The 18,787-nt window shown below is 38.4% G+C and carries 17 protein-coding genes and 1 tRNA gene; 5 read left to right on the forward strand and 13 right to left on the reverse strand.

All coding sequences use genetic code 11. The features are described 5' to 3' along the window. Positions 1 to 210 precede the first annotated feature (210 nt). The 6 genes from NEOC65_RS07470 to NEOC65_RS07490 all read right to left on the reverse strand — a co-directional run bounded on the left by NEOC65_RS07470 (position 211) and on the right by NEOC65_RS07490 (position 4,602). Entirely contained in the window at positions 211 to 633 is a 423-nt protein-coding gene (locus tag NEOC65_RS07470) for an F-box-like domain-containing protein (protein ID WP_166154444.1), read from the reverse strand. 287 nt (positions 634 to 920) lie between these two features. Then, a complete protein-coding gene (locus tag NEOC65_RS07475) occupies positions 921 to 1,469 on the reverse strand; it encodes a transposase (RefSeq protein ID WP_213156160.1) in 549 nt (182 codons plus the stop codon). 607 nt (positions 1,470 to 2,076) lie between these two features. After that, on the reverse strand, positions 2,077 to 2,517 hold the full coding sequence (locus tag NEOC65_RS07480; RefSeq protein ID WP_213156161.1) for a transposase: 441 nt from the start codon (positions 2,515 to 2,517) through the stop codon (positions 2,077 to 2,079). Positions 2,518 to 2,813: 296 nt separating this feature from the next. Beyond that, positions 2,814 to 2,948, reverse strand: coding sequence for a hypothetical protein (locus tag NEOC65_RS09725; RefSeq protein ID WP_278248294.1), 135 nt, complete (start codon positions 2,946 to 2,948; stop codon positions 2,814 to 2,816). A gap of 44 nt (positions 2,949 to 2,992) precedes the next feature. After that, positions 2,993 to 3,211 (reverse strand): transposase, encoded by a 219-nt coding sequence (locus tag NEOC65_RS07485; RefSeq protein ID WP_166155169.1) that lies wholly within the window; start codon positions 3,209 to 3,211, stop codon positions 2,993 to 2,995. Between the two features lie 287 nt (positions 3,212 to 3,498). Further along, the gene (locus NEOC65_RS07490) at positions 3,499 to 4,602 is read right to left on the reverse strand and encodes an acetate/propionate family kinase (protein WP_213156162.1); all 1,104 of its coding nucleotides are present in this window, start codon (positions 4,600 to 4,602) and stop codon (positions 3,499 to 3,501) included. Positions 4,603 to 5,287: 685 nt separating this feature from the next. Between NEOC65_RS07490 and rfbC the strand changes: the two genes are divergently transcribed. Beyond that, positions 5,288 to 5,836: a dTDP-4-dehydrorhamnose 3,5-epimerase gene (gene rfbC / locus NEOC65_RS07495; protein ID WP_166155173.1), complete on the forward strand. Its 549-nt coding sequence runs from the start codon at positions 5,288 to 5,290 to the stop codon at positions 5,834 to 5,836. Beyond that, positions 5,833 to 6,693, forward strand: coding sequence for a dTDP-4-dehydrorhamnose reductase (gene rfbD / locus NEOC65_RS07500; protein ID WP_213152087.1), 861 nt, complete (start codon positions 5,833 to 5,835; stop codon positions 6,691 to 6,693). The genes rfbC and rfbD overlap by 4 nt, the downstream gene beginning before the upstream one ends. 119 nt (positions 6,694 to 6,812) lie before the next feature. Here the strand turns inward: rfbD and obgE are convergent, their stop codons facing one another. From obgE to rplU, 3 genes are all read right to left on the reverse strand, one after another. Further along, positions 6,813 to 7,814: a GTPase ObgE gene (gene obgE / locus NEOC65_RS07505; protein ID WP_166155177.1), complete on the reverse strand. Its 1,002-nt coding sequence runs from the start codon at positions 7,812 to 7,814 to the stop codon at positions 6,813 to 6,815. 104 nt (positions 7,815 to 7,918) lie between these two features. Then, positions 7,919 to 8,170 (reverse strand): 50S ribosomal protein L27, encoded by a 252-nt coding sequence (gene rpmA / locus NEOC65_RS07510; RefSeq protein ID WP_166155179.1) that lies wholly within the window; start codon positions 8,168 to 8,170, stop codon positions 7,919 to 7,921. Between the two features lie 12 nt (positions 8,171 to 8,182). Continuing rightward, positions 8,183 to 8,512, reverse strand: a complete 330-nt coding sequence (gene rplU, locus NEOC65_RS07515) for a 50S ribosomal protein L21 (protein ID WP_039385975.1) — start codon at positions 8,510 to 8,512, stop codon at positions 8,183 to 8,185. Positions 8,513 to 8,918: 406 nt separating this feature from the next. Here rplU and NEOC65_RS07520 point away from each other — a divergent pair, with 406 nt between their 5' ends. Next, positions 8,919 to 11,186, forward strand: a complete 2,268-nt coding sequence (locus tag NEOC65_RS07520; RefSeq protein WP_213156163.1) for a hypothetical protein — start codon at positions 8,919 to 8,921, stop codon at positions 11,184 to 11,186. Between the two features lie 466 nt (positions 11,187 to 11,652). Here the strand turns inward: NEOC65_RS07520 and NEOC65_RS10035 are convergent, their stop codons facing one another. The 3 genes from NEOC65_RS10035 to tsp form a co-directional block, all read right to left on the reverse strand. After that, complete coding sequence (locus NEOC65_RS10035) at positions 11,653 to 11,757, reverse strand: F-box-like domain-containing protein (RefSeq protein ID WP_213156164.1); 105 nt, start codon at positions 11,755 to 11,757, stop codon at positions 11,653 to 11,655. Between the two features lie 317 nt (positions 11,758 to 12,074). Next, positions 12,075 to 12,147, reverse strand: a tRNA-Phe gene (locus tag NEOC65_RS07530). 65 nt (positions 12,148 to 12,212) lie between these two features. Further along, the gene (tsp, locus tag NEOC65_RS07535; RefSeq protein ID WP_213156165.1) at positions 12,213 to 14,303 is read right to left on the reverse strand and encodes a tail-specific protease Tsp; all 2,091 of its coding nucleotides are present in this window, start codon (positions 14,301 to 14,303) and stop codon (positions 12,213 to 12,215) included. Positions 14,304 to 14,538: 235 nt separating this feature from the next. On the opposite strand from tsp, the gene NEOC65_RS07540 reads away from it, so the two are divergent. Both NEOC65_RS07540 and scpB read left to right on the forward strand, forming a co-directional pair. Continuing rightward, a complete protein-coding gene (locus tag NEOC65_RS07540) occupies positions 14,539 to 15,267 on the forward strand; it encodes a segregation and condensation protein A (RefSeq protein ID WP_166155185.1) in 729 nt (242 codons plus the stop codon). A 6-nt stretch (positions 15,268 to 15,273) separates the two neighbouring features. Beyond that, positions 15,274 to 16,017: an SMC-Scp complex subunit ScpB gene (gene scpB, locus NEOC65_RS07545; RefSeq protein WP_242678175.1), complete on the forward strand. Its 744-nt coding sequence runs from the start codon at positions 15,274 to 15,276 to the stop codon at positions 16,015 to 16,017. Positions 16,018 to 17,261: 1,244 nt separating this feature from the next. On the opposite strand, the gene NEOC65_RS07550 is transcribed toward scpB, so the two are convergent. Next, positions 17,262 to 18,620, reverse strand: coding sequence for a leucine-rich repeat domain-containing protein (locus tag NEOC65_RS07550; RefSeq protein ID WP_213156166.1), 1,359 nt, complete (start codon positions 18,618 to 18,620; stop codon positions 17,262 to 17,264). Positions 18,621 to 18,787 lie beyond the last annotated feature (167 nt).

Below are 18,787 nucleotides of genomic sequence, written 5' to 3' on the forward strand. Positions count from 1 at the left end.
AAGAAGATCAAGTTTCATTTTTTTCTCCTCTTTTCAAAGAAAAAAATATACCTCTAGAATAATTTTTTCAACTCATCTGTGCGTAAGGTGAGTTAGAAAGTGCAGTAAATAGGAAAAAAAGCTATTTACAAGCATTTTTGGCTTTGCAGAGGCCCGTAGAATCCTATCTAAAGCTAGGCTTACCCTGTAACCGCTTACTAATTCTACCTTTCAATCAGTCAGCTTAAATCTGGATGCATTTTCTCTTTTATTGACAAGAGGCAAAAAACTTATTGGTAAAAAGCTATAAGAAAAGTCAATCTTTTTTGTTTTAACAAAGATTTGATATTTTTTGAGTCTATAGCGACCGATGTAATCTTGCTTTGTTTTTTTTTCACCCATTTTACTTTTAAAATCTCGACAGTAAAGGCGGTCCCATAATTCAGTTTTGTTTCCTATTTTCTCCCAATTCTGGCATACGCTTTGAGCGTGGATAACCTCTTGGGGAGACAAAAAAGAGAAGATCCGTATTATCAACTCTTCTGGAAGATGTTTAATGTTAGTCTTTGCTTTGGTAGTAAATAGTTTGTTTAGAGATAAAAATTTATATACAACCATATCTTTGTTAGATTGTGTAGGTGATAAATGCATCATACAATTAGTCCTGCGTTAAAGTTAATTTAGAAAACTTTGAGAGAATAATAGCCATGGACAAAATCCAATAATTTAAATTACCTTAACTCTCAATAATTAGATAAATAATAAACCAATTTTAAGTTAAGTTTCAAGTATATAAATTTTATGCCCTATCACTTACATAATAAGTATTTATATTTATTTATATTTTAAACTTTAAATCAACGCAAATTTAAAACTTATTTTACATTTTATTATGACCTTGTTGCGTAAATGACCTAATAGTTGATCTGTTTAAAGGCTTATCAAGTTAGTACCCATTGCCCTTGGGTCATTCCAAGTGCTGTCATCTTATTCATCGCCAAAGGTTTAGTAGATAATTCTGCCCGCTGATAGTCTAGCTTCCTAGAGCGAAAATCTCTTCCAAAGCTTCTTTTAAAGCGGTACATCGCCGTTTCGGCAAGCGATCTTCTATGATAGCCAATAAGCTTTTTCCAAAGCTGCCTAGCCTCATTATCTCCTCCCAAGCCTTGAATGACTTCTAAGTTATCATTTCTTTTTTTCATCCAAGGTTTGTCCGTCTCTTGGCTTAACCTTCCTCCTCTTCTTGGAGGCACTACAGGATCTATACCCCGAACATAAGACGATCGATAGAAAGCTTGTCTATCATAAGCACCATCTCCATAAGTGGTCTTTACGCTCTTTGGCAGCTTGGGGATCATTTGGCTCGCCACTAAATCATCGGCTTTATTACTCAAGGTCAATTCACTCAACATAACTTCATGTGAGTCCGGGCAAACGCTTAAGTGAATTTTTCTCCAAGTCCTCCGCTTTGCTTTGATCGGGTCGCCCAAGGGAACTTCCCCCTTAGGCTCCCACAGACACGTACGTGAAACTCTCGCTTCATACGGCTCCTATTGTTCTTCAAGCTTTCCAGCCTTTTCTCCACCCTCATAAGTTCCTCGTATTTCTACTTGACTTATTGAGTTGGATTGAACAATTCAACCCCTTCGCTCCCCCTTCATTACAAAGGCTTCCTCACTACTACGAGTTGATCTGCCCCTCATACATGCTTCGATATTTCCCACTTTATGTTCTTCACTTATATGGTTTTCTCTTAACATCATCTATGAGGTTCCCACGTTCCATACAAAAGCCTAGACTAAGTTCACGCTATCTCTATGCCGGACGCCATTTAGGCAGTAAACAGGTTTCCCCTAAATTTATCTTGGAAGAGCATGGAGCCCCCAGTTTTGACATCATCTTTACGCTTTCGACACTTGGACCAATAGTTCACTTTCGTTCGTCTCCTTAGCCCTCACCTGATATGTTTATCATACCTTTTCCTTAACGCTCACTACCTTGGCTTTTGACCAAAGCAGCTTAAGGTGGTTTGAAATCTCTTCCTGCAAAGCGACTTCGAGGAGCCATTTTCCTCATCTTTCGTATAGTTACGCACATCTATAATGTGCTCGTGGCACACCCATGCTGGCGTACTTTCCACTCTCCTTCACCATAAACTTTCACTCCAGTGGAATCAAAGACTATGTCTGTCGGACGCTTACGGCTTAGCTTTGTAAGCTCTTGCCCAAGCTCTTTAGCACGCCTACAAATGCGGGTATAACAAGGAACAGGCAATCCCAAAGCCAGCAAAGTAATCAGCGATGACACAAACCCTCGCACAGCACGAAGAGGTAAATGATAAACCGCTCTAATCATCAACACGCATAAGATAGCGTCCGCAGAGTAAATTCTTGGACGGCCCTTCTTACCCGTGTTTTTATTTTCCCTCCATCCTTTAATGGTTTCATCCGAAAACCATAAGGTTATGCTTCCTCTTTGCACTAAAGCTTTGTTATAATCGGACCAGTTACGTATGCGGTAGTTAAGCTTTTTTTCCATAGCTTGCCTATATTTTTGTTGTTGCAAACTAATTTTATAGCTCTTATGTGTTAAAGAGCAATCTTATCGCATACACTTCTTAGTATTTACGCAACAACGCCATTAATAGCCCTATCCCTTAAGTATTCGTCAACGTATCCTTTATCTGCTTCAAATATAGGAAAAAGCTTTAATAAATCTTTTACCCTATTGATGTGATGCTGAACTTGATTAATTAAAGGTTCCACCATTTGGCGTTCATCTCCATTGGCAGCTGTGTTCTCAAAAGCTATAGGCCAGGCCTTTCCTTCTACTAATCAATAAGTGGTTGTTCCTTTTCCTTTATATCCGTACTCAATCTCTTGCCCTCCTCCCTTCCCTGCTGGAAAAAAACCGTCAGCTGCTAGGCGTTGCCAATCTAACTTTCCGGCAAGATCGGCTCTATCAAGCAAGGCTTGCAGCATCCTATTTAACGTGCCATCTTCTTGCCATCTACCTAGCCAGCGATGAGCTCCTGATCTAGAACCCCACTAGTCCCCTTTAGGCCATCACACCATCTTGAACCTGTAATGAGGCGCCAAAAGATAGTATCGCAAATTTTTCTCCACGATGTATGGGGATAGCCTTTACCTCGTTTTTCAGGCGCTTTAGGAAGTAATGGCTCTAAAATTTGCCATTGTGCATCCCTCAATCCTTCAAATTTTCCCGGCATCATTTCCTCCTTTTTACAAAAGAAAAATGATTATATATGGGTAATCAAAAAAATATCTATTAGGGAGATACATCCATAGCCCCCAATCATTTACTAAAATTTAATTTACAATTTATTAAAGCGAGGTAAAGATTAAATCGAGGACTTTAATTTTTTAGCTTTTTTATCTTTCCTGAGAGAGAGAAGAATATAGGTGAAATATAATTATTTTTACCTTTTTACCTCATTCTTTACCGCGCTTGTTTCTCTTTATGAAACTGCTGAGTAGCTCATCATTTTTTAATGAATCTTTATTGTAAGTTAAAGCATTCTTTAGCAATTAACCACTCTTCACGCACATGCACGACAAAAACCTTTACTTTAGAAGCGGCTGGTGATATCTCTCCATCATTTTTCCATGCGCCGTTTAAAATAGAATCTACTTTAACACCCAAATATTCAAGGCTCTCTACAGCCTTTTGCCTTACTGGGACAGCATTCTCTCCAATTCCTCCAGTAAAGCATAGAGTATCTAGGCCATTTAAGGTAGATGCTAAGGCCCCTATCGCTTTTTTCAAACAATGTACATATAAATCTAAAGCTAAAATAGCTCGAGAATCTTTCATCTCTGCAGCTTTTAAAATCTTACGCATATCGAAGCTACCCCCAATACCTAATAAACCTGATTTTTTATTTAAGCAATGTTCCACTTCCTCAATAGTCATGTTTTTCTGTTTTTGGAGGTAAAGAATAATACCAGGATCGATAGAACCGCTGCGTGTTCCCATCATTAATCCCTCCAGAGGAGTAAATCCCATAGTCGTATCTATCCCTTTTCCATTTAAAATAGCGGTACAAGAGGAACCATTTCCTAAATGACATGTAATCAATTTATGATTATCGGAACCTACCCTCTCTTGAATGGTTTCCATGCAATACTGATGGCTAATTCCATGAAACCCATAACGACGAATTCCCTCTTTGGTCCATTCACTAGGGAGAGGATAAGTCCATGCTACTTCGGGCATGCTAGTGTAAAAGGCTGTATCGAATACTCCTATTTGTGGGGCAGCGGGAAAATAACACTCTGCCTCCTCTATTCCTTGCAAATTTATTGGGTTATGTAAAGGAGCTAAATGAGACAGTTTTTGAAGAAGCTTTATAGTCTCAGGAGTAAGGAAAGTAGGCTTTTGAAAGAGGCAGCCTCCATGGACGATACGATGGCCAATTCTATCAATGGGCGTGGGAACTTCCTTAAATGCTTTCTTAATAGCTGCTCGGCGATCTTCATAGCTATTTTCAAATTCTATAGTCTTTTGCCATAAGGGCTCAAGATCGCGCAAAAAAACGCTTTTTGCTTCAAATAAAGCAAATTTAAAAGAACTTGACCCCCCATTTACCACTAAAATTTTCATGCAAGCCCCTGCCCTGCTAAGTCCTTGTGAAGAAAAAGCAATAATTAAAAACAAAAATTGAAAAACATTCTCATTATCTAAACGCTTTATACATTATCCTATGAAAACAAAAAACTTTTTTTAGAATTCTTATTCGGCAGGTAAGCCTTTTCCTATTTTATAATGACTTATGTCTGCCATATTATTTCTATTTGTTTTTTTCTCTATCTTTTGCTACTTTGAATTCATCTTTGGAGTCTGGCTTCTTTAGAAGCTAAAAATAAGCAACCTAAATAAGGAAGGCTTTTTTAATATAAGTTTCTTATGTTAGCGATCTATCTTCATCATCCTTTGCTTTAAGCTCAACATAATGTAAATCTAATGGATCTACTTTTTCGTAAAGAAAGCAAAAATCCCCTTTTACTTTTGCTCTACTATTAGTCGAATCCTTCATGCAGAAAAAAGATAGTAAGCCTACTTACCAACATCATTAAGTTATTAGCGATAGATACAGAACTCGAGAGAAAAATTAGATAAGAGCAACCTGGCAAAAGCCAATGCTAGTAATTTTTTGCCAGCCTATCCTCATAGTATTAATTACACGAAAACTTTTTTCTCAATATTTAGAAGATAGAGGTTTTTTGATTGTATCAAAACCTGCACCTTCTTAAGATAATTTATCACTCTCATCCCTAAAGGTAAATTTATGCAAGTCCTTGGAACATCTATACCTGAAGTCAAAATTATAGAACCCCAGGTTTTCGGGGATGCCCGCGGCTTTTTTTTTGAAAGTTTTAATTTAACGATGTTTCGCGAAAAAGCTCATATTCATGATGTTTTTGTCCAAGACAATCACTCCCATTCTCCTAAACATGTCTTACGGGGGCTCCACTATCAGATTCATCAGCCCCAAGGAAAGCTTGTTCGGGTCGTTAGCGGTGAAGTTTATGATGTAGCTGTAGACTTACGCAAACATTCGCCTACTTTCGGCCAGTGGGTAGGATTAATATTATCCGCGCAGAATAAACGAATGTTATGGATTCCTAAAGGCTTTGCCCATGGTTTTCTAGTGTTGTCAGAACAGGCCGACTTTCTATATAAAACATCTGATTTTTATGATCCTTCATCGGAGCGTACAATTATTTGGAATGATCCAGATTTAGCCATCGAGTGGCCCCTTCAGGGAGCTTTACCTATTCTTTCGGCTAAAGATCAACAGGGAAATTTATTCAAAGATGCCGAGGTATTCCTATGAAAAAAATTCTTATCCTAGGCAAGCGAGGGCAAGTAGGCTGGGAGCTCTGTCGCACTCTTTCACCTCTGGGGCAGCTTATTACTTATGACCGGGAAGCCTTAAACCTTGCTTCTCCTCTCTCTATTCGCGAGCTTCTAAACGGATTAAAGCCCCATATGATCGTTAATGCAGCGGCCTATACAGCGGTTGACAAAGCTGAAGTTGAGCAGGAAGCTTGTATGGCCATCAATGCACGGGCTCCTCAAATTCTTGCTGAAGAGGCTAAAAAGCTTAATGCGCTTCTCATTCACTATTCCAGTGATTATGTCTTTGATGGATGCTCGCCCAGTCCTTCTGCTGAAGATACTGTTCCTAATCCTCAAAATTTTTACGGCTACTCTAAACTTGAAGGAGATCGTGCTATTCAGGCCTCAGGCTGCGCTCATGTAATCTTACGTACTAGCTGGGTTTATGGAAATCGAGGCCACAATTTTTTGCTAACTATGCTAAGATTAGGGCTAGAGAAAGATACATTAAAGATTGTAGGCGACCAAATCGGTGCTCCTACCTGGAGCCGTTTAATTGCAGAGGCTACAGCGCAAGTGATAGCCCGTTATGAAGGACAGGATGGCATTTACAATCTTACCTGTCGCGGCAAAACCTCTTGGTTCGGCTTTGCTAAAGCTATCTTTGACTGGCAAAGTCTTAAAAAAGGAGTAAAGGTGCCTACACTTGTAAATATTCCCTCATCAGCCTATCCAGTAGCTGCCCAACGCCCTCATAATTCTTTACTAAGTCACGAGAAAACAGAAAAAACATTTGGTATTCAACTCCCCGATTGGAATGAAACGCTGCAGATGTGCCTCGAGGAGGCATAATTTATAGAAGTTGTTAGTGCACAAGCTAACAAAATACTCTACCGCGCTAATTCTTAAATTTTTTTTAGAGGCAGCTATTGAGGGCTCTCTGCCTTAAATTCTTTTAAAGAATAAGTGGATTACGCTAACGGTTGAATATTTAAACGAATAGCTTCACGTAATTCGGGCAAGCCATTACCCAGCATAGCTGAAATTTGAAAAATCTTCTCCTTAGCAGCAAACTTATTCTTTAAAAAGACTTTAATATGCTGAGAAGCTTCTTCGGTATCTATCTTATTTAACACGATAAGATAAGGACGCTCGAGCATTTCAGGATTATAAGCCTGAATTTCATGACGTAATACTTCAAAGTCCGCGCTGGGATCTCGTCCATCGATCCCTGAAGCATCTAAGACAAATAATAAAAGTTTTGTACGTTCGATGTGTCTTAAAAATTCAAAGCCTAATCCTCGGTTGCAATGAGCGCCTTGGATAATCCCGGGAATATCAGCAATAAAAATGCGTTGATGCTCTTTATAAGTAATAAAACCCAGGTTAGGTCGTAAGGTAGTAAAAGGATAGGGAGCTATTTTTACTTTGACAGAAGCCAAAGAGGAAAACAGTGTGGATTTTCCAGCATTAGGAAAGCCTACCAATCCTACGTCAGCAATTAATTTTAGCTCTAATTCTACGCTACAGGCTTGACCTTCGGTGCCTTCGGTGCGTGTATTGGGTGCTCGATTGGTAGGAGACTTAAAGCTATCATTACCGCGCCCACCTCGGCCGCCTTTACAAATTTCCCACTTCTCTCCATCCTGGGTAAAGTCATGAAGAATTTCACCCGTATGAACATTTTTTACCAGCGTGCCACAAGGAACTTTCAGAACAAGGTCTTTGCCATTGCGTCCTTGCTGGCAATTGGGACCTCCTTCACGGCCATTTTCTGCTTTTAAAATGCGGCGATTGCGAAACCACTCCAAGGAAAAAACTTGGGCATCGGCTTGAAGGATAAGCGAACCGCCCTTACCTCCATTGCCACCGCAGGGCCCTCCCTTAGGGATATACTTTTCCCGCCGCCAAGCAATAACACCATTTCCGCCTTTACCGGCAGCTAGATCTATAGTCACACGATCAACAAACATATTTTTATATAAAAAGGGAGAGTTAAAAGAGAATAATAATTGACGAAGAAGAATGAAGAGAAGAATTAATGCTCATCATTCCTCTTTCTATAGCTCTAAAATGGTTAGGCTCCAGCTTCGATAGAGACGTAAGTGCGATCGGATTTACGAAAAGAAACGCTTCCATCAGCAAGAGCAAAAAGCGTATCATCGCTACCACGGCCTACATTTTTACCGGGGTGCCATTTAGTGCCCCTTTGTCTAACCAAGACACTACCTGTCTTGACGATTTCACCCATCCCTACTTTTATTCCAAGACGCTTTGAGTGAGAGTCGCGTCCGTTACGGGTTGAACCCTGTCCTTTCTTATGTGCCATAATTCTCCTTCCTTATGCTTTGGCAATCTCAGTAATTTTTACACGTGCATAATGTTGGCGGTGGCCAAACTTCCTGTAATTATTATGACTCGGTTTGTATTTTAAGCTTACAACCTTAGGACCAGCTACAATATCTAGCAGCTCACCCATAACTTTGAAGCCTTCTAAAGCTTGGGCGCTAACATGGGAAGAGTTTTCTTCACCGACAAAAAGCACTTCAGCAAATTCAACTTTTTCTCCTGGCTCTGCGTCAAGCATTTCTACTTGGATGATGTCATCTTTAGCTACACGATACTGCTTTCCGCCAGTTTTGATAATCGCGTATGATTTGTTGGAACTCATTCTAGCCCCCTTAGGCATTGTAAAACGATAAAGTTTTTTTAAGAATATCAATAAACTGTGTGCAGTATAGCGCATTAGATGTATTCCAATCAATCGAAATCTAAAGCCACCAAAAGAGCCGGTCTCTTGTCAATAAAAAAGTGTGGTTTAAAAGCAGCTGAATCCTCTTTTCGGGCAACCTACTGCCCATGCTTCTCATAAAAATGATGCCCAACATACTTTTCCAATACAATTAATAATCGCTAGGCCTTTTGTGCTTTGTTTGATAACGATGGAGGGGATAAGCTTGTAATTCTTCTTCTCTCCTAAATTCTTACGTCCTTTTCAGTTAAGTTATAAATATATTGAAAATATCCGAGCTAACTCTTAGTATGGGTTCTTTAAATAAAAAAACTGATTTATAGTTATGCAGGCATTTGCAATCATCCCCTCACTTTTCTACTTACCTTCTTCCCAGCATGCTGGGCGCGAGAAGTTAGCTAAAGCGGAAAGGCTGCTGGCTCAAGGCCAGCTTGAAAAAGCGCAAATATTTTTAAAAGAAATTCTTGATGAACCTCATCAGAGCCCAGAAACAATCATTAAAGCTAAGCTAAACAGCCAGATTATCCTTGCATATAATAATGAAGCCAAGCTTAACGAGGGTTCATTCTTAGAACTATTTGACACACTCCGACATTCTAGCTGGCTGGAAGAAGAAGAGAAACACAAAGCTTTATTGAGTATAGAGCTTATCGGGCTTTATAATCCTAGCTTAGTAAATGCTTCATCTATAGAAACCATCATCGATAATTATCCAGAAGACCATCCTCTTGCAATTTTAGGGAGATTTTGTCTAGCTGAACGCTTACGTACACAATCTATCAATCATGATGAGCAAAAAATATTAAGCTTGTATAAAAGCATTCATACCCAGCAAGTCAGCTCTATATTTACCTACATACGAGGAATAGCTTGCCTGCAATCTGCAGAGATTTTAACAGCTAGCACTTACTCTGGCGAGCAGAGTTGGTTAGATGCTGATGAGTTATACAATGCAGCGCTAGCAGATTTTTCTCCTCAAGAGCTCACAGACTTTGATGAGAGAAAATGGGATCTTTTTTTCGAGTTTTCTCGCCTTGTTTTAGAAAAGATGTATCCTTGCTCTTACCTCACACATCTAGCTTACGTAGGAAAAGCTTATATGTATGGCATGGGCAGCAAAGACTTAGAACCTGTCGTAGAAAAAGCCATTTTTTACTATGAAAAGTCTTTAGAGACTAATATCGCTTTGGAAGGGCAAATAGAACCCAAGTTTTGTTTAGCAGAGTTGTATTTTTCTCATGGCAAAGCTTCTAAAGCCCTTGCCCTTTTTAATGAAGTCATCGATTTCTCTTCTACGCATGATAGCCATATAGTCTATTCGCTCATGTCCAAATGCTCTAAAGCTGACATTTTGCGTCAGGATTTACCTGATATCACTAAAAATTTGGCACTCTCCCAAAGTTTATACAAAGAAGTGTTGGAGAGTTCTTATAAAAATGATCTTCTTTTGGCTAAAGCTGGGCTAGGATTAGCTACTATTTTTCGCGATGGAGATGACGAGAACTCTCTCAATTGGCCCGATGCTATCTTATTATTTAAGCAAATTATCGAGGCTAAAGATTATTTAAAAGAAGCTCCCCAACTTGTCAGCCAAGCGCAGTTAAATTACGCAGAGATGTTATATAAAGGGGGAAATGAGATTGAACAATGCTTGCCCGAGGCGATGCAATTATTTACTTGTCTTTTGCTGGATGAAAAGCAGGAAGAAGCAATACTAGCTAAAAGCCTAAATAGCTTGACGCAACTAATAGAAAAAGAGCCTCAGGCGGGAGAGCCCCAAAAAGTTTTAGATTTATTTGAACAAGTTATCCAACAGAAACACTTATCCAAAGCCTTGGTTGCTCAGGCCTATTATTGCAAAGCTAAAATCTATAAACTCCAAAATCGACTAGAAGATGAGCTCCATCATCTTTTTGGAGCCTATATATTTGGTGACTTCATCATGCAACAGACGGTTAACGAAGAAGCCCAGCAAAGCCCTTGCACTGCAATTTCCAAAATAGTTGCTTACCACTCAATAATAAAAAATGTAGAAGCAAGTCTTGCACCTGCACCTGACTTTTGGATTCCGCCATTAGGCCCTCTTTCCCAATTTCTTGAAAGCTTTTTAATTGCTAAGGACCTAAACACCTATGCTATTAAAAAAAACATCCTTATAGGTTTAATAAAGCATGAGTATCAAATCACCAGCTACATTGATCCCCTCCTACCTGAACCCATAAAAAATGAGTTATATGATGTTTTAGGTAACTTTTGTCTTTCGGCCGCGGATGAGCATCCTCACTTAGCTATCAAGCTCTTAAGAAATGTAAGTGAAAAAGCCGCATGTTATCCCGTTTCATTAGGTAAATTAATTAATTTAGTTTATACCTCTAAACTTGAAAGTTTAAGATCTGAATGGAAAGCTTACGAGGCTATCACCTCTTATTTAGAGAAAGCAAAGAAAGTAAATCGGCTCTCCCCCACCCCTCTCCTTGACCTTCAACATACTGAGAAATGGGAATTAGCTGCTAAAAGAGAAAAACTTAAATTTATTCAACAGCATCCAATCGATCGCCTTATTAGCTACCCCATTAATAGATACAGCATTTAACCTAATGATCTGTAAAGGGTAGTTTAGGCTTATAAGTAGTTGGTAGGGATTAAGATCGGCTATTCTGTTGAACCTTACCCTTTTAACTTTTCAAAAAATTTTCAAGCTTAATCGCTTCTTTAAGATCATGTCTTTTATACCTTAAGATCGCTTGGATGGCATATTGACTTAAGCACTGATAGCTATTTTTGAGAATAGGCTAACAAAAAGAAAAAGGATCATGTAACTAATCAATGCGGAAAGATCTTTATTTAATTTATTAAGCTGGGCAGTCCCTATCATCATTTCAAGAAGGCTAGGACTTTCTCGGCTTTCTCTTCTAAACTTTCTTAAGGTGCCAGTCAGCAAAAGTTATGCATAGGATGATGAAAATATTCCGGAGAAAAAGAGAAGTATAAATTTCTAGGAATATGCTCTTTCTTATAAATCTTTTGCCAGCTAGAGCTTTAATCGAGGTATAGTTGCTCTAACGCCGGCAAAATAGCTTTTTCCATAAAAATGAGTCTTCTGCTAGCTGCTTCCATGGCTCACTAACTAAAGCGGACATGCCTAAATCTTCTTCTGGCAACAAGCTAAAAAGAGCTATATCTAGCCCATTAGAAGTAGTTAAAGCAAGGATTGAAATTTACTCTTATCGCTTTTTTCCTCTTTATCCAAATTAACATTAAAAAATCGAAAAAATTGCGCATTTGCTTGCTTGTTAAGCCCTAACCACGCGCTTTTTAAGGCTTTGCTTGTTCGATTATAAGTTGGCAACGAAACCAAGCTATAGCTAGCTTTTTTAAAACACCTCTAAAATTTTTAAAATTAAATCACGATTGCTCTAAAGCAAAGCCTAATAAGAAAAGGACAAAAAAAAGCCGGATTAATAGATTAATCCGGCTAAAGTGGCCAGAACTGGAATCGAACCAGCGACACAAGGATTTTCAGTCCTCTGCTCTACCGACTGAGCTATCTGGCCAGAGATAAGTAAGCAAGATAGACTATCATCCCTTTTTTATGCAAACATTAATTTGCTGTAGCAGCTTAAAGAGAAGCAGTAGCGCCTTTAACCTCTTGATTCTGACGTTTTTTGCTATGCAAATAAATCATATCTTTGAGTACATTTATAGTTTCTTGCATCTGTAGATCTTCTTTACCATAATTGTTTGATTCCTTGCCAGGTTCATCTTCGATAGAGGATCCAGAAAGCCTTATGTCATCCCCATTTCCTTCTTTCTTTTGCTTTAGAAACATTTGATAATTTTTATTGTTTTCGATGCGATAAGCGCTATTTTTCTTTAAATAGGGCAACATTTCTCGCCACATTGAGACCTTAGCTTGAAGAGTAGGCGTATAGTATTTCATATACCAAGACTTTACACTAGGCTCAAGATCTTGAAGACTATCTTCAAAATCTGCCTTAATAAAATCGGGCTTCCACGGATGCTCTAAATATTCCTCTCCAATAGGTTCATTATGATAAGGACCTGGTACGACGATATCAGCTTTTACTCCCTCCAATTGAGGAGTTTTTCCTGAGACCGTGTAATATTTACCCACCGTTACCTTAAAAAAAGAAGTGGTTTCTCCCTCATTGCCCGTCACTGTTTGACTTTGAATAGTGCCCTTTCCATAGGTATGTTCGTCTCCAACAATTAAGCCCACCCCATAATCCTGCAAAGCTTGCGCCACAATTTCAGCAGCAGAAGCGGTAGCTTTTGAAGTCAAAATAATAAGGGGCCCCTGATAAGCAGTCCTCACATCTATATCGCGATAAATACGCTTTTCTCCGTCAGAATATTTAGAAATTACAACGATACCGTTGGAAATAAATAGGCCAGCTACCTTTACAGCTTGGCTAAGAAAGCCCCCACTATTTTCCCGTAAATCTAAAATTAGCCCGCGCAAATTACCTTTTCGATCTAATTCTTTTAGGGCTTTTTGCATATCACTATCGCTACCTGTTCCATCTTCACCTTGGTAAAAAGAGTGAAGGGTGATGATGCCAATAATCCCGTTGCCCACTTTTTCCTGTTTTATATCTATTCGCTCACCTTTAATAGGAATAGACTCTTTTTTAAGAATGATCGTTTCCTGCTTTTCCATCTGTTTTCCATTTTCTTCTTGGAAAGATCTACTGATGACCAGCTCTATAGAAGGCTCTTTTGAGGCTCTTATTGTGTTCATCACCTCCGGCAACGTTTGGCCGGACGTGGTCTTACCATTGATTTGCAGAAGATAATCATTAGCAAAAATTTTGCCGCTTTTAGAAGCTGCTCCACCTTCGATTAGGGAAGAAATTATTACTCCTTGAGGAGTAGACCGTAACACCACTCCTATACCATCAAACTCTTTTTCAAGGCGTACTTTCATGTCATAAGCTTCTGCATCACTGTAGAAAGCCGTATGAGCGTCTAAAGAACTAGCTAAAGCTTTTAAAATATGTAAAACTAAAGCATTTTCTTTTTTACCCTCACTATACGACTTACCCTCACTCGTTTGATACAGATATCCCTCTTCAATATTTTTCAATGCCTGATCAAACATGATAAGGAGTTTGGATTTGTAGTTAGATACCTGAGCTTTTCCATATCTTTTCTGCTCGGCCTGAATAAAAGCTACCATCTGCTCTTTGATACGTCTTTTAATCTGCTCAAAAGTAGAAGCAAATGAACCCTTTAAATTAGGCTCTAATCCATCTGTATTTTTATGGCTTGAACGACGCTCATCTGCTGCTTTGAAAAGCTCTTCGGTATTTATTATAAGCTCTTGCCGATATTGGCGTGCCCGCAGGATAGATCTTTGAATGATCGCATTAAGCTTTTCAAAAGAAGAAAAATCTTCATTTTTGTAGGCGGTAATGTAGATTTCCATTTGCTCAGAAGTTAATCCAAGGAAAGGCTCTACCTCTGCTTGGGTTAAATAGGTACGGTCGGGATCAAACTGATCGATATAATTTTTAAAAGCATTTTTTAAGATTTTCTTGTCAATCGTTTTCTGACCTAAATGCTCAGCAAAAATTTGCTCCATAATTTTACTAATATCTTGCCTTTTAAGCTGCTCGGTTTCCTGGCCTAAAAGAAAAGAATTAGTTAGAAAAATAAAGATGATAAATAAATTAAAACGATTAAGCAAGCGCATATCCTTCGACCATAGTTTACTAATAATGAGTCAACTGTGAAATAAAACTCTTCACCTCTTTCCGGATTATAGAGAGCACCAGGTTTAACAACAACATTTTTGAAAAACTATAAAATTATTTTCATCAGCAATCTATTCTCATCCTCGATAGGCTGATTTTAACTTATTTTTTCTTAAAGGTAAGATTTTTATATTTATAGAGAATTCTTGCTCTAGTAGACTTATTGATATGAAAAACTTATATAGTGAAGATGTATTTGCTCTAGATAACTTTGAAGGATCGCTGGATTTTTTGCTCCATCTTGTTCAGAAGCATGAGATTGATCCCGTTGAGATTTCTTTAAAAAAAATTACTGAGCAGTATACCCAAAAGCTAAAGGAATGGCAGGCCTCCTCTGTAGATTCAGGGGCTGAATTTATTGCTTCGGCATCCTTTCTTTTATGGCTTAAAAGCCGTATGCTTCTGCCTACGCATGAACAGCCTCTCTCTTTGGGAGAGGAGGAGCATGATCCCCGTTTTGATATTATTCATCAATTACTGGATTATTGCCGCTTTAAGGAAGCAGCTAAAAACCTTACCCAGCTGGAGATGTCTCAAAGTGCTTATTATTTACGGGAGCCAGAGCCTCTAGGAGAAAATAATAAACCCTTGGGTATCGAGCATTTGACTTTGGAAGACTTAGCGGATCTCTTCAAGCAAGCTTTAGCTAAAGCGCCGATCAAAACGGCAAAATTTATTCACGAAGAAGAGTGGAAAGTTGCTGATAAAATTAAAGCTATTCGTCAATATTTAAAGGTCAATCATCAGCTTGAAATCGGACAACTTTTTGTAAATGCTACAAGCAAGCTAGAAATTATTGTTATCTTCTTGGCTGTACTTGAACTGATGAAAATTGGTGAAAGCTATTTAATCAAGGATGTTGCCTCTCAGAAAATACTGTTATGCATGAACGTATAAATATTTATGGCTAAAGAAATTAACTTTTTCGAACAAGAAATGGAAACGACAGCAGACGAATTAATTCCTTTGCTTCCTTCTGAGGATCTTCCTCCTTCCCCTCCAGACAAACTTACAGCTCCTAAAGACTTTTCTCCTAAAAAGCAATATGTCCAAGGCTCTCTTCCAGGCATTCCCGTTAATAATCAGGCTATAGAACAAAAAGCCACTGAAAAAACTACAAGAACACGCCTTAAAAGAATCATAGAAGCCTTGCTTTTCGTCAGCCGTGAACCGCTTAGCTTTAATAAAATCCGGGAAGTGCTGGATGCTGTTGAACCTCTTAAACCCCGCCAAATTCAAGACTTATTGCAAGAGCTAGCGGAAGAATTTATCTTGCAACAGCGCGCCTTTAGATTAGAAGAAATTGCCCAGGGTTATATTTTACGTACCTGTAAAGAATATAGCCCTTACCTCGATTTACTTTTTCGTAATAAGCGCACGGAGAAGCTTTCTCCCGCTGCTGCTGAAGTGTTAGCCATTATTGCTTATCGGCAGCCTATCACCCGTCCTCAAATTGATGCTATCCGCGGTGTAGATAGCTCGGGTACACTTCAAAGTTTGTTGGAGAGACAACTTGTCGAATCTGTAGGCCGCTTAGAAGCGCCCGGGCGCCCTACTCTCTACGGGATCACTCCCTACTTCCTTAAACATTTTGGACTGAGGGATTTAAAAGAGCTGCCTGGTTGGCAACCTCCTGTAGAAAGTTAAAATACAATTACAATCCTCTTCTCCCCCAACAACTCATACCAGTGAATGCCAAAATTACGATCCTGTATGGCGTTAATTATCAAAGTTTAATAGCATGATAATTGGCCTACTTCTTCGTAGCTCACCTTCTTGAAAATCAAATGAAGTTTGCTCTAGTTTTTCGATGGTAGAAAAATTGAGTCTCAGAATTTTAGCAACTTCTACCCCTTATTGCTTCTATCACACTATCCCTTTTCCAAGCTAAGGGATTGCATAAAGCCTACTGACAGGTCCTTTTGCAACTTAATTATATTGTTATTACACTCGATGAGAGGCATATTGTGTATTGAGCAAAATATTTTGCTTTTTATTTTTTCAAGAAAAAATAGGCAACAGTAGCCAAACCGCCTTTTATTCCATGAAGTCCTATTAAAAATTTCTCAAAGAACCTAAAAGCGCTATAAATAAATTTGATTTTATTCTTATTTGTAACGTTTATCATCTTTAAGAGCGCCTAGGGCTTTTTATAAAAAAATTGGTTACCCTATCAAATTGGTTGGCATTAATACTCGCATTAAAATACTGCCTAAAAAGCATCTCGGTAAAATTTATCCTAAAGAAAATCAAACATGCAAAATAATATATATAGAACCTAAGAAAAAATAAGGTTTTCAGTTAGCACCCTTCTATAGGAAGAGACCTAAAAAGGGGCTTATCTGCCCCTTTTTTCCCTCACTCTTAATAAGGTATGATTAATTTATGGGATGATAAAAAATTTGAGCTTTTTATAAAGCGATCTTTTATCTAGCAAGTTCTCTTTGTAGTATTAAAGATAAAAGAAAAGTTTAATAGCAGCCATAAAGGAATAGCTTTTTGATGCTTATCTACAAACTGCCAAAAAATTTCCATAGTAAAAAATAGGGGTAGCAGACCGAGTAAAACGGAAACATTAGCAGTTAATTTAAGTATTATATTTGGGGCTAACACATTCATTGTTGAAGAATAGCAGCTTAAGTCTTAGCCTATCGTAACTTCTTTTCTTTTCTAACTTTGCATTTTCAGCTCATCACTAGGCATTCTCTTTAAACAGCTGTTCGTATGAGGGTTGCATACTATGATTAGACAAATATAAATTCTACAAATTATTTTACTTACCAAGAAATAATTGATTACCCCCGTGACCGCTTACCTAAAGCCTGCCTCAGGGCTTTTTTATGAAAAAATTTGACTAATGCTAGATTGGTAACGTAACTGTTAGAATTTTTTCAATACCAGCGGCGAAACCGCTCTTTTAGCACATGAGGGATACTTTCAAATGGATTTCCGATTAAATCAAGGATTACGTTTTCATTATTATTCAACTGCTCTATCTCTACAGGAAAGAAGGTAAGCTGATTATAGCGTATATCAAGCCGTCTCAGCTGAAGCAACTGACATATCTCCTTAGGAAAGCTAGTAAGCAGATTGCATCTTACGACAAGGCTTTCTAGATATGTTAGCTGTCCCATCTCTTTGGGAAGATGAGTTAGCTGATTGTCTTTTAAGTCAAGGTCTTTTAGCTTTGCTAACTGACCCATCTCTACAGGAAGGAAAGCGAGTTGGTTACTTTCTAAGCTAAGGGTTTGCAGCTGGGATAGCTGCCCTATCTCTGCTGGAAGAGTAATAAGATAGTTACCTTCTAAGAAAAGTTTTTGCAGCTTAGACAGTTGTCCTATCTCTGCTGGAAGGGTGCTGAGCTGGTTATAGTTTAAGTTTAATTTCTTTAGCTGAGCAAGCTGGCCTATTTCTGCAGGAAGGGAGATAAGCTGGTTGACTTCTAAGGAAAGTTCTCGCAGCTGCGAAAGTCTTCCTATCTCTACTGGAAGGGTATTAAGCTGGTTACCTTCTAATAAAAGTCTTCGCAGATTAGACAACTGCCCTAACTCAGCAGGAAGAGTGTTTAGCTGGTTATCGTTTAAATTAAGACATTTTAGATGAGAAAGTTGTATTATCTCTCTAGGAAGAATTGTGAGATGATTATTGCTTAGATAAAGCGCTTGTAACTGGGGTAGCAACACTATCTCTAAGGGTAAAAAGGTTAAACCCTTCTCTGTTAAGTTTAAACACGTAATCTCTTTGCCATGCTCTTCAATCCACCCTCCAAATAGCTCTCCTTTTCTTTCTAAAGGCAAGTACTTGATTTCTTCTTGCTCTAAGAATTCCTCTCCACCTGGAAGTTTTTTCCACATTAACAGGCGATTAGTATTTACCATATAAGAGGAGTAATTAGCCAGGGTAAGATATTTTTTTTCCTCGGTTCTCCATTTAAATTCTAATTCTAATGGAGAAAGAGCTATAGCTAGACTAAAGACTTGCTTAAAGATTGCAGCAACCTTTGCTATTTCCGGAAGTCCCTCGTCTAGCTTATAAATTTTATCTATAAGAAGAGCTCGCTCATTTACATCTCCTTGAGGAAAATGCATCTTACCTATTTGCTTATAAAGAGAAGGCATGACTTCCGTAGCCAGCAGATGATGCCATCTTTTACAGACGCTAAATAAGGGAGGAGCTACGCAAGCCTCTAAGATAGGGAGCAGCAATTCATTGGGCAAGCTTTCAATAGATCCCGAAGAGATAGGATGCATTTTATTTCCTTGGGTAGTGATGGCTTTTCAGCATTTTTATTTTTAAAGACAATATAAAAAAAAATTAAAAAGCAAGTCAAACCGATTCGTATCCTTATCAATGAAAAAAAACTCGTAGATGATCTACCGGCGCTTTTTTTTCAAATAGATCCAAGAAAAAAAGGAGG

The sequence above is a fragment of the Neochlamydia sp. AcF65 genome, assembly GCF_018342435.1.
Lineage (GTDB): Bacteria > Chlamydiota > Chlamydiia > Chlamydiales > Parachlamydiaceae > Neochlamydia.

Bases quoted from the DNA above. Each gene is read 5' to 3' on its own strand.
- NEOC65_RS07490 (WP_213156162.1), bottom strand. From the start codon at position 4,602: ATGAAAATTTTAGTGGTAAATGGGGGGTCAAGTTCTTTTAAATTTGCT.
- NEOC65_RS07550 (WP_213156166.1), bottom strand. From the start codon at position 18,620: ATGCATCCTATCTCTTCGGGATCTATTGAAAGCTTGCCCAATGAATTG.
- rfbC (WP_166155173.1), top strand. From the start codon at position 5,288: ATGCAAGTCCTTGGAACATCTATACCTGAAGTCAAAATTATAGAACCC.
- NEOC65_RS07485 (WP_166155169.1), bottom strand. From the start codon at position 3,211: ATGATGCCGGGAAAATTTGAAGGATTGAGGGATGCACAATGGCAAATT.
- scpB (WP_242678175.1), top strand. From the start codon at position 15,274: ATGGCTAAAGAAATTAACTTTTTCGAACAAGAAATGGAAACGACAGCA.
- NEOC65_RS07520 (WP_213156163.1), top strand. From the start codon at position 8,919: ATGCAGGCATTTGCAATCATCCCCTCACTTTTCTACTTACCTTCTTCC.
- rfbD (WP_213152087.1), top strand. From the start codon at position 5,833: ATGAAAAAAATTCTTATCCTAGGCAAGCGAGGGCAAGTAGGCTGGGAG.
- rpmA (WP_166155179.1), bottom strand. From the start codon at position 8,170: ATGGCACATAAGAAAGGACAGGGTTCAACCCGTAACGGACGCGACTCT.
- obgE (WP_166155177.1), bottom strand. From the start codon at position 7,814: ATGTTTGTTGATCGTGTGACTATAGATCTAGCTGCCGGTAAAGGCGGA.
- NEOC65_RS07470 (WP_166154444.1), bottom strand. From the start codon at position 633: ATGATGCATTTATCACCTACACAATCTAACAAAGATATGGTTGTATAT.
- rplU (WP_039385975.1), bottom strand. From the start codon at position 8,512: ATGAGTTCCAACAAATCATACGCGATTATCAAAACTGGCGGAAAGCAG.
- NEOC65_RS07540 (WP_166155185.1), top strand. From the start codon at position 14,539: ATGAAAAACTTATATAGTGAAGATGTATTTGCTCTAGATAACTTTGAA.
- NEOC65_RS07480 (WP_213156161.1), bottom strand. From the start codon at position 2,517: ATGGAAAAAAAGCTTAACTACCGCATACGTAACTGGTCCGATTATAAC.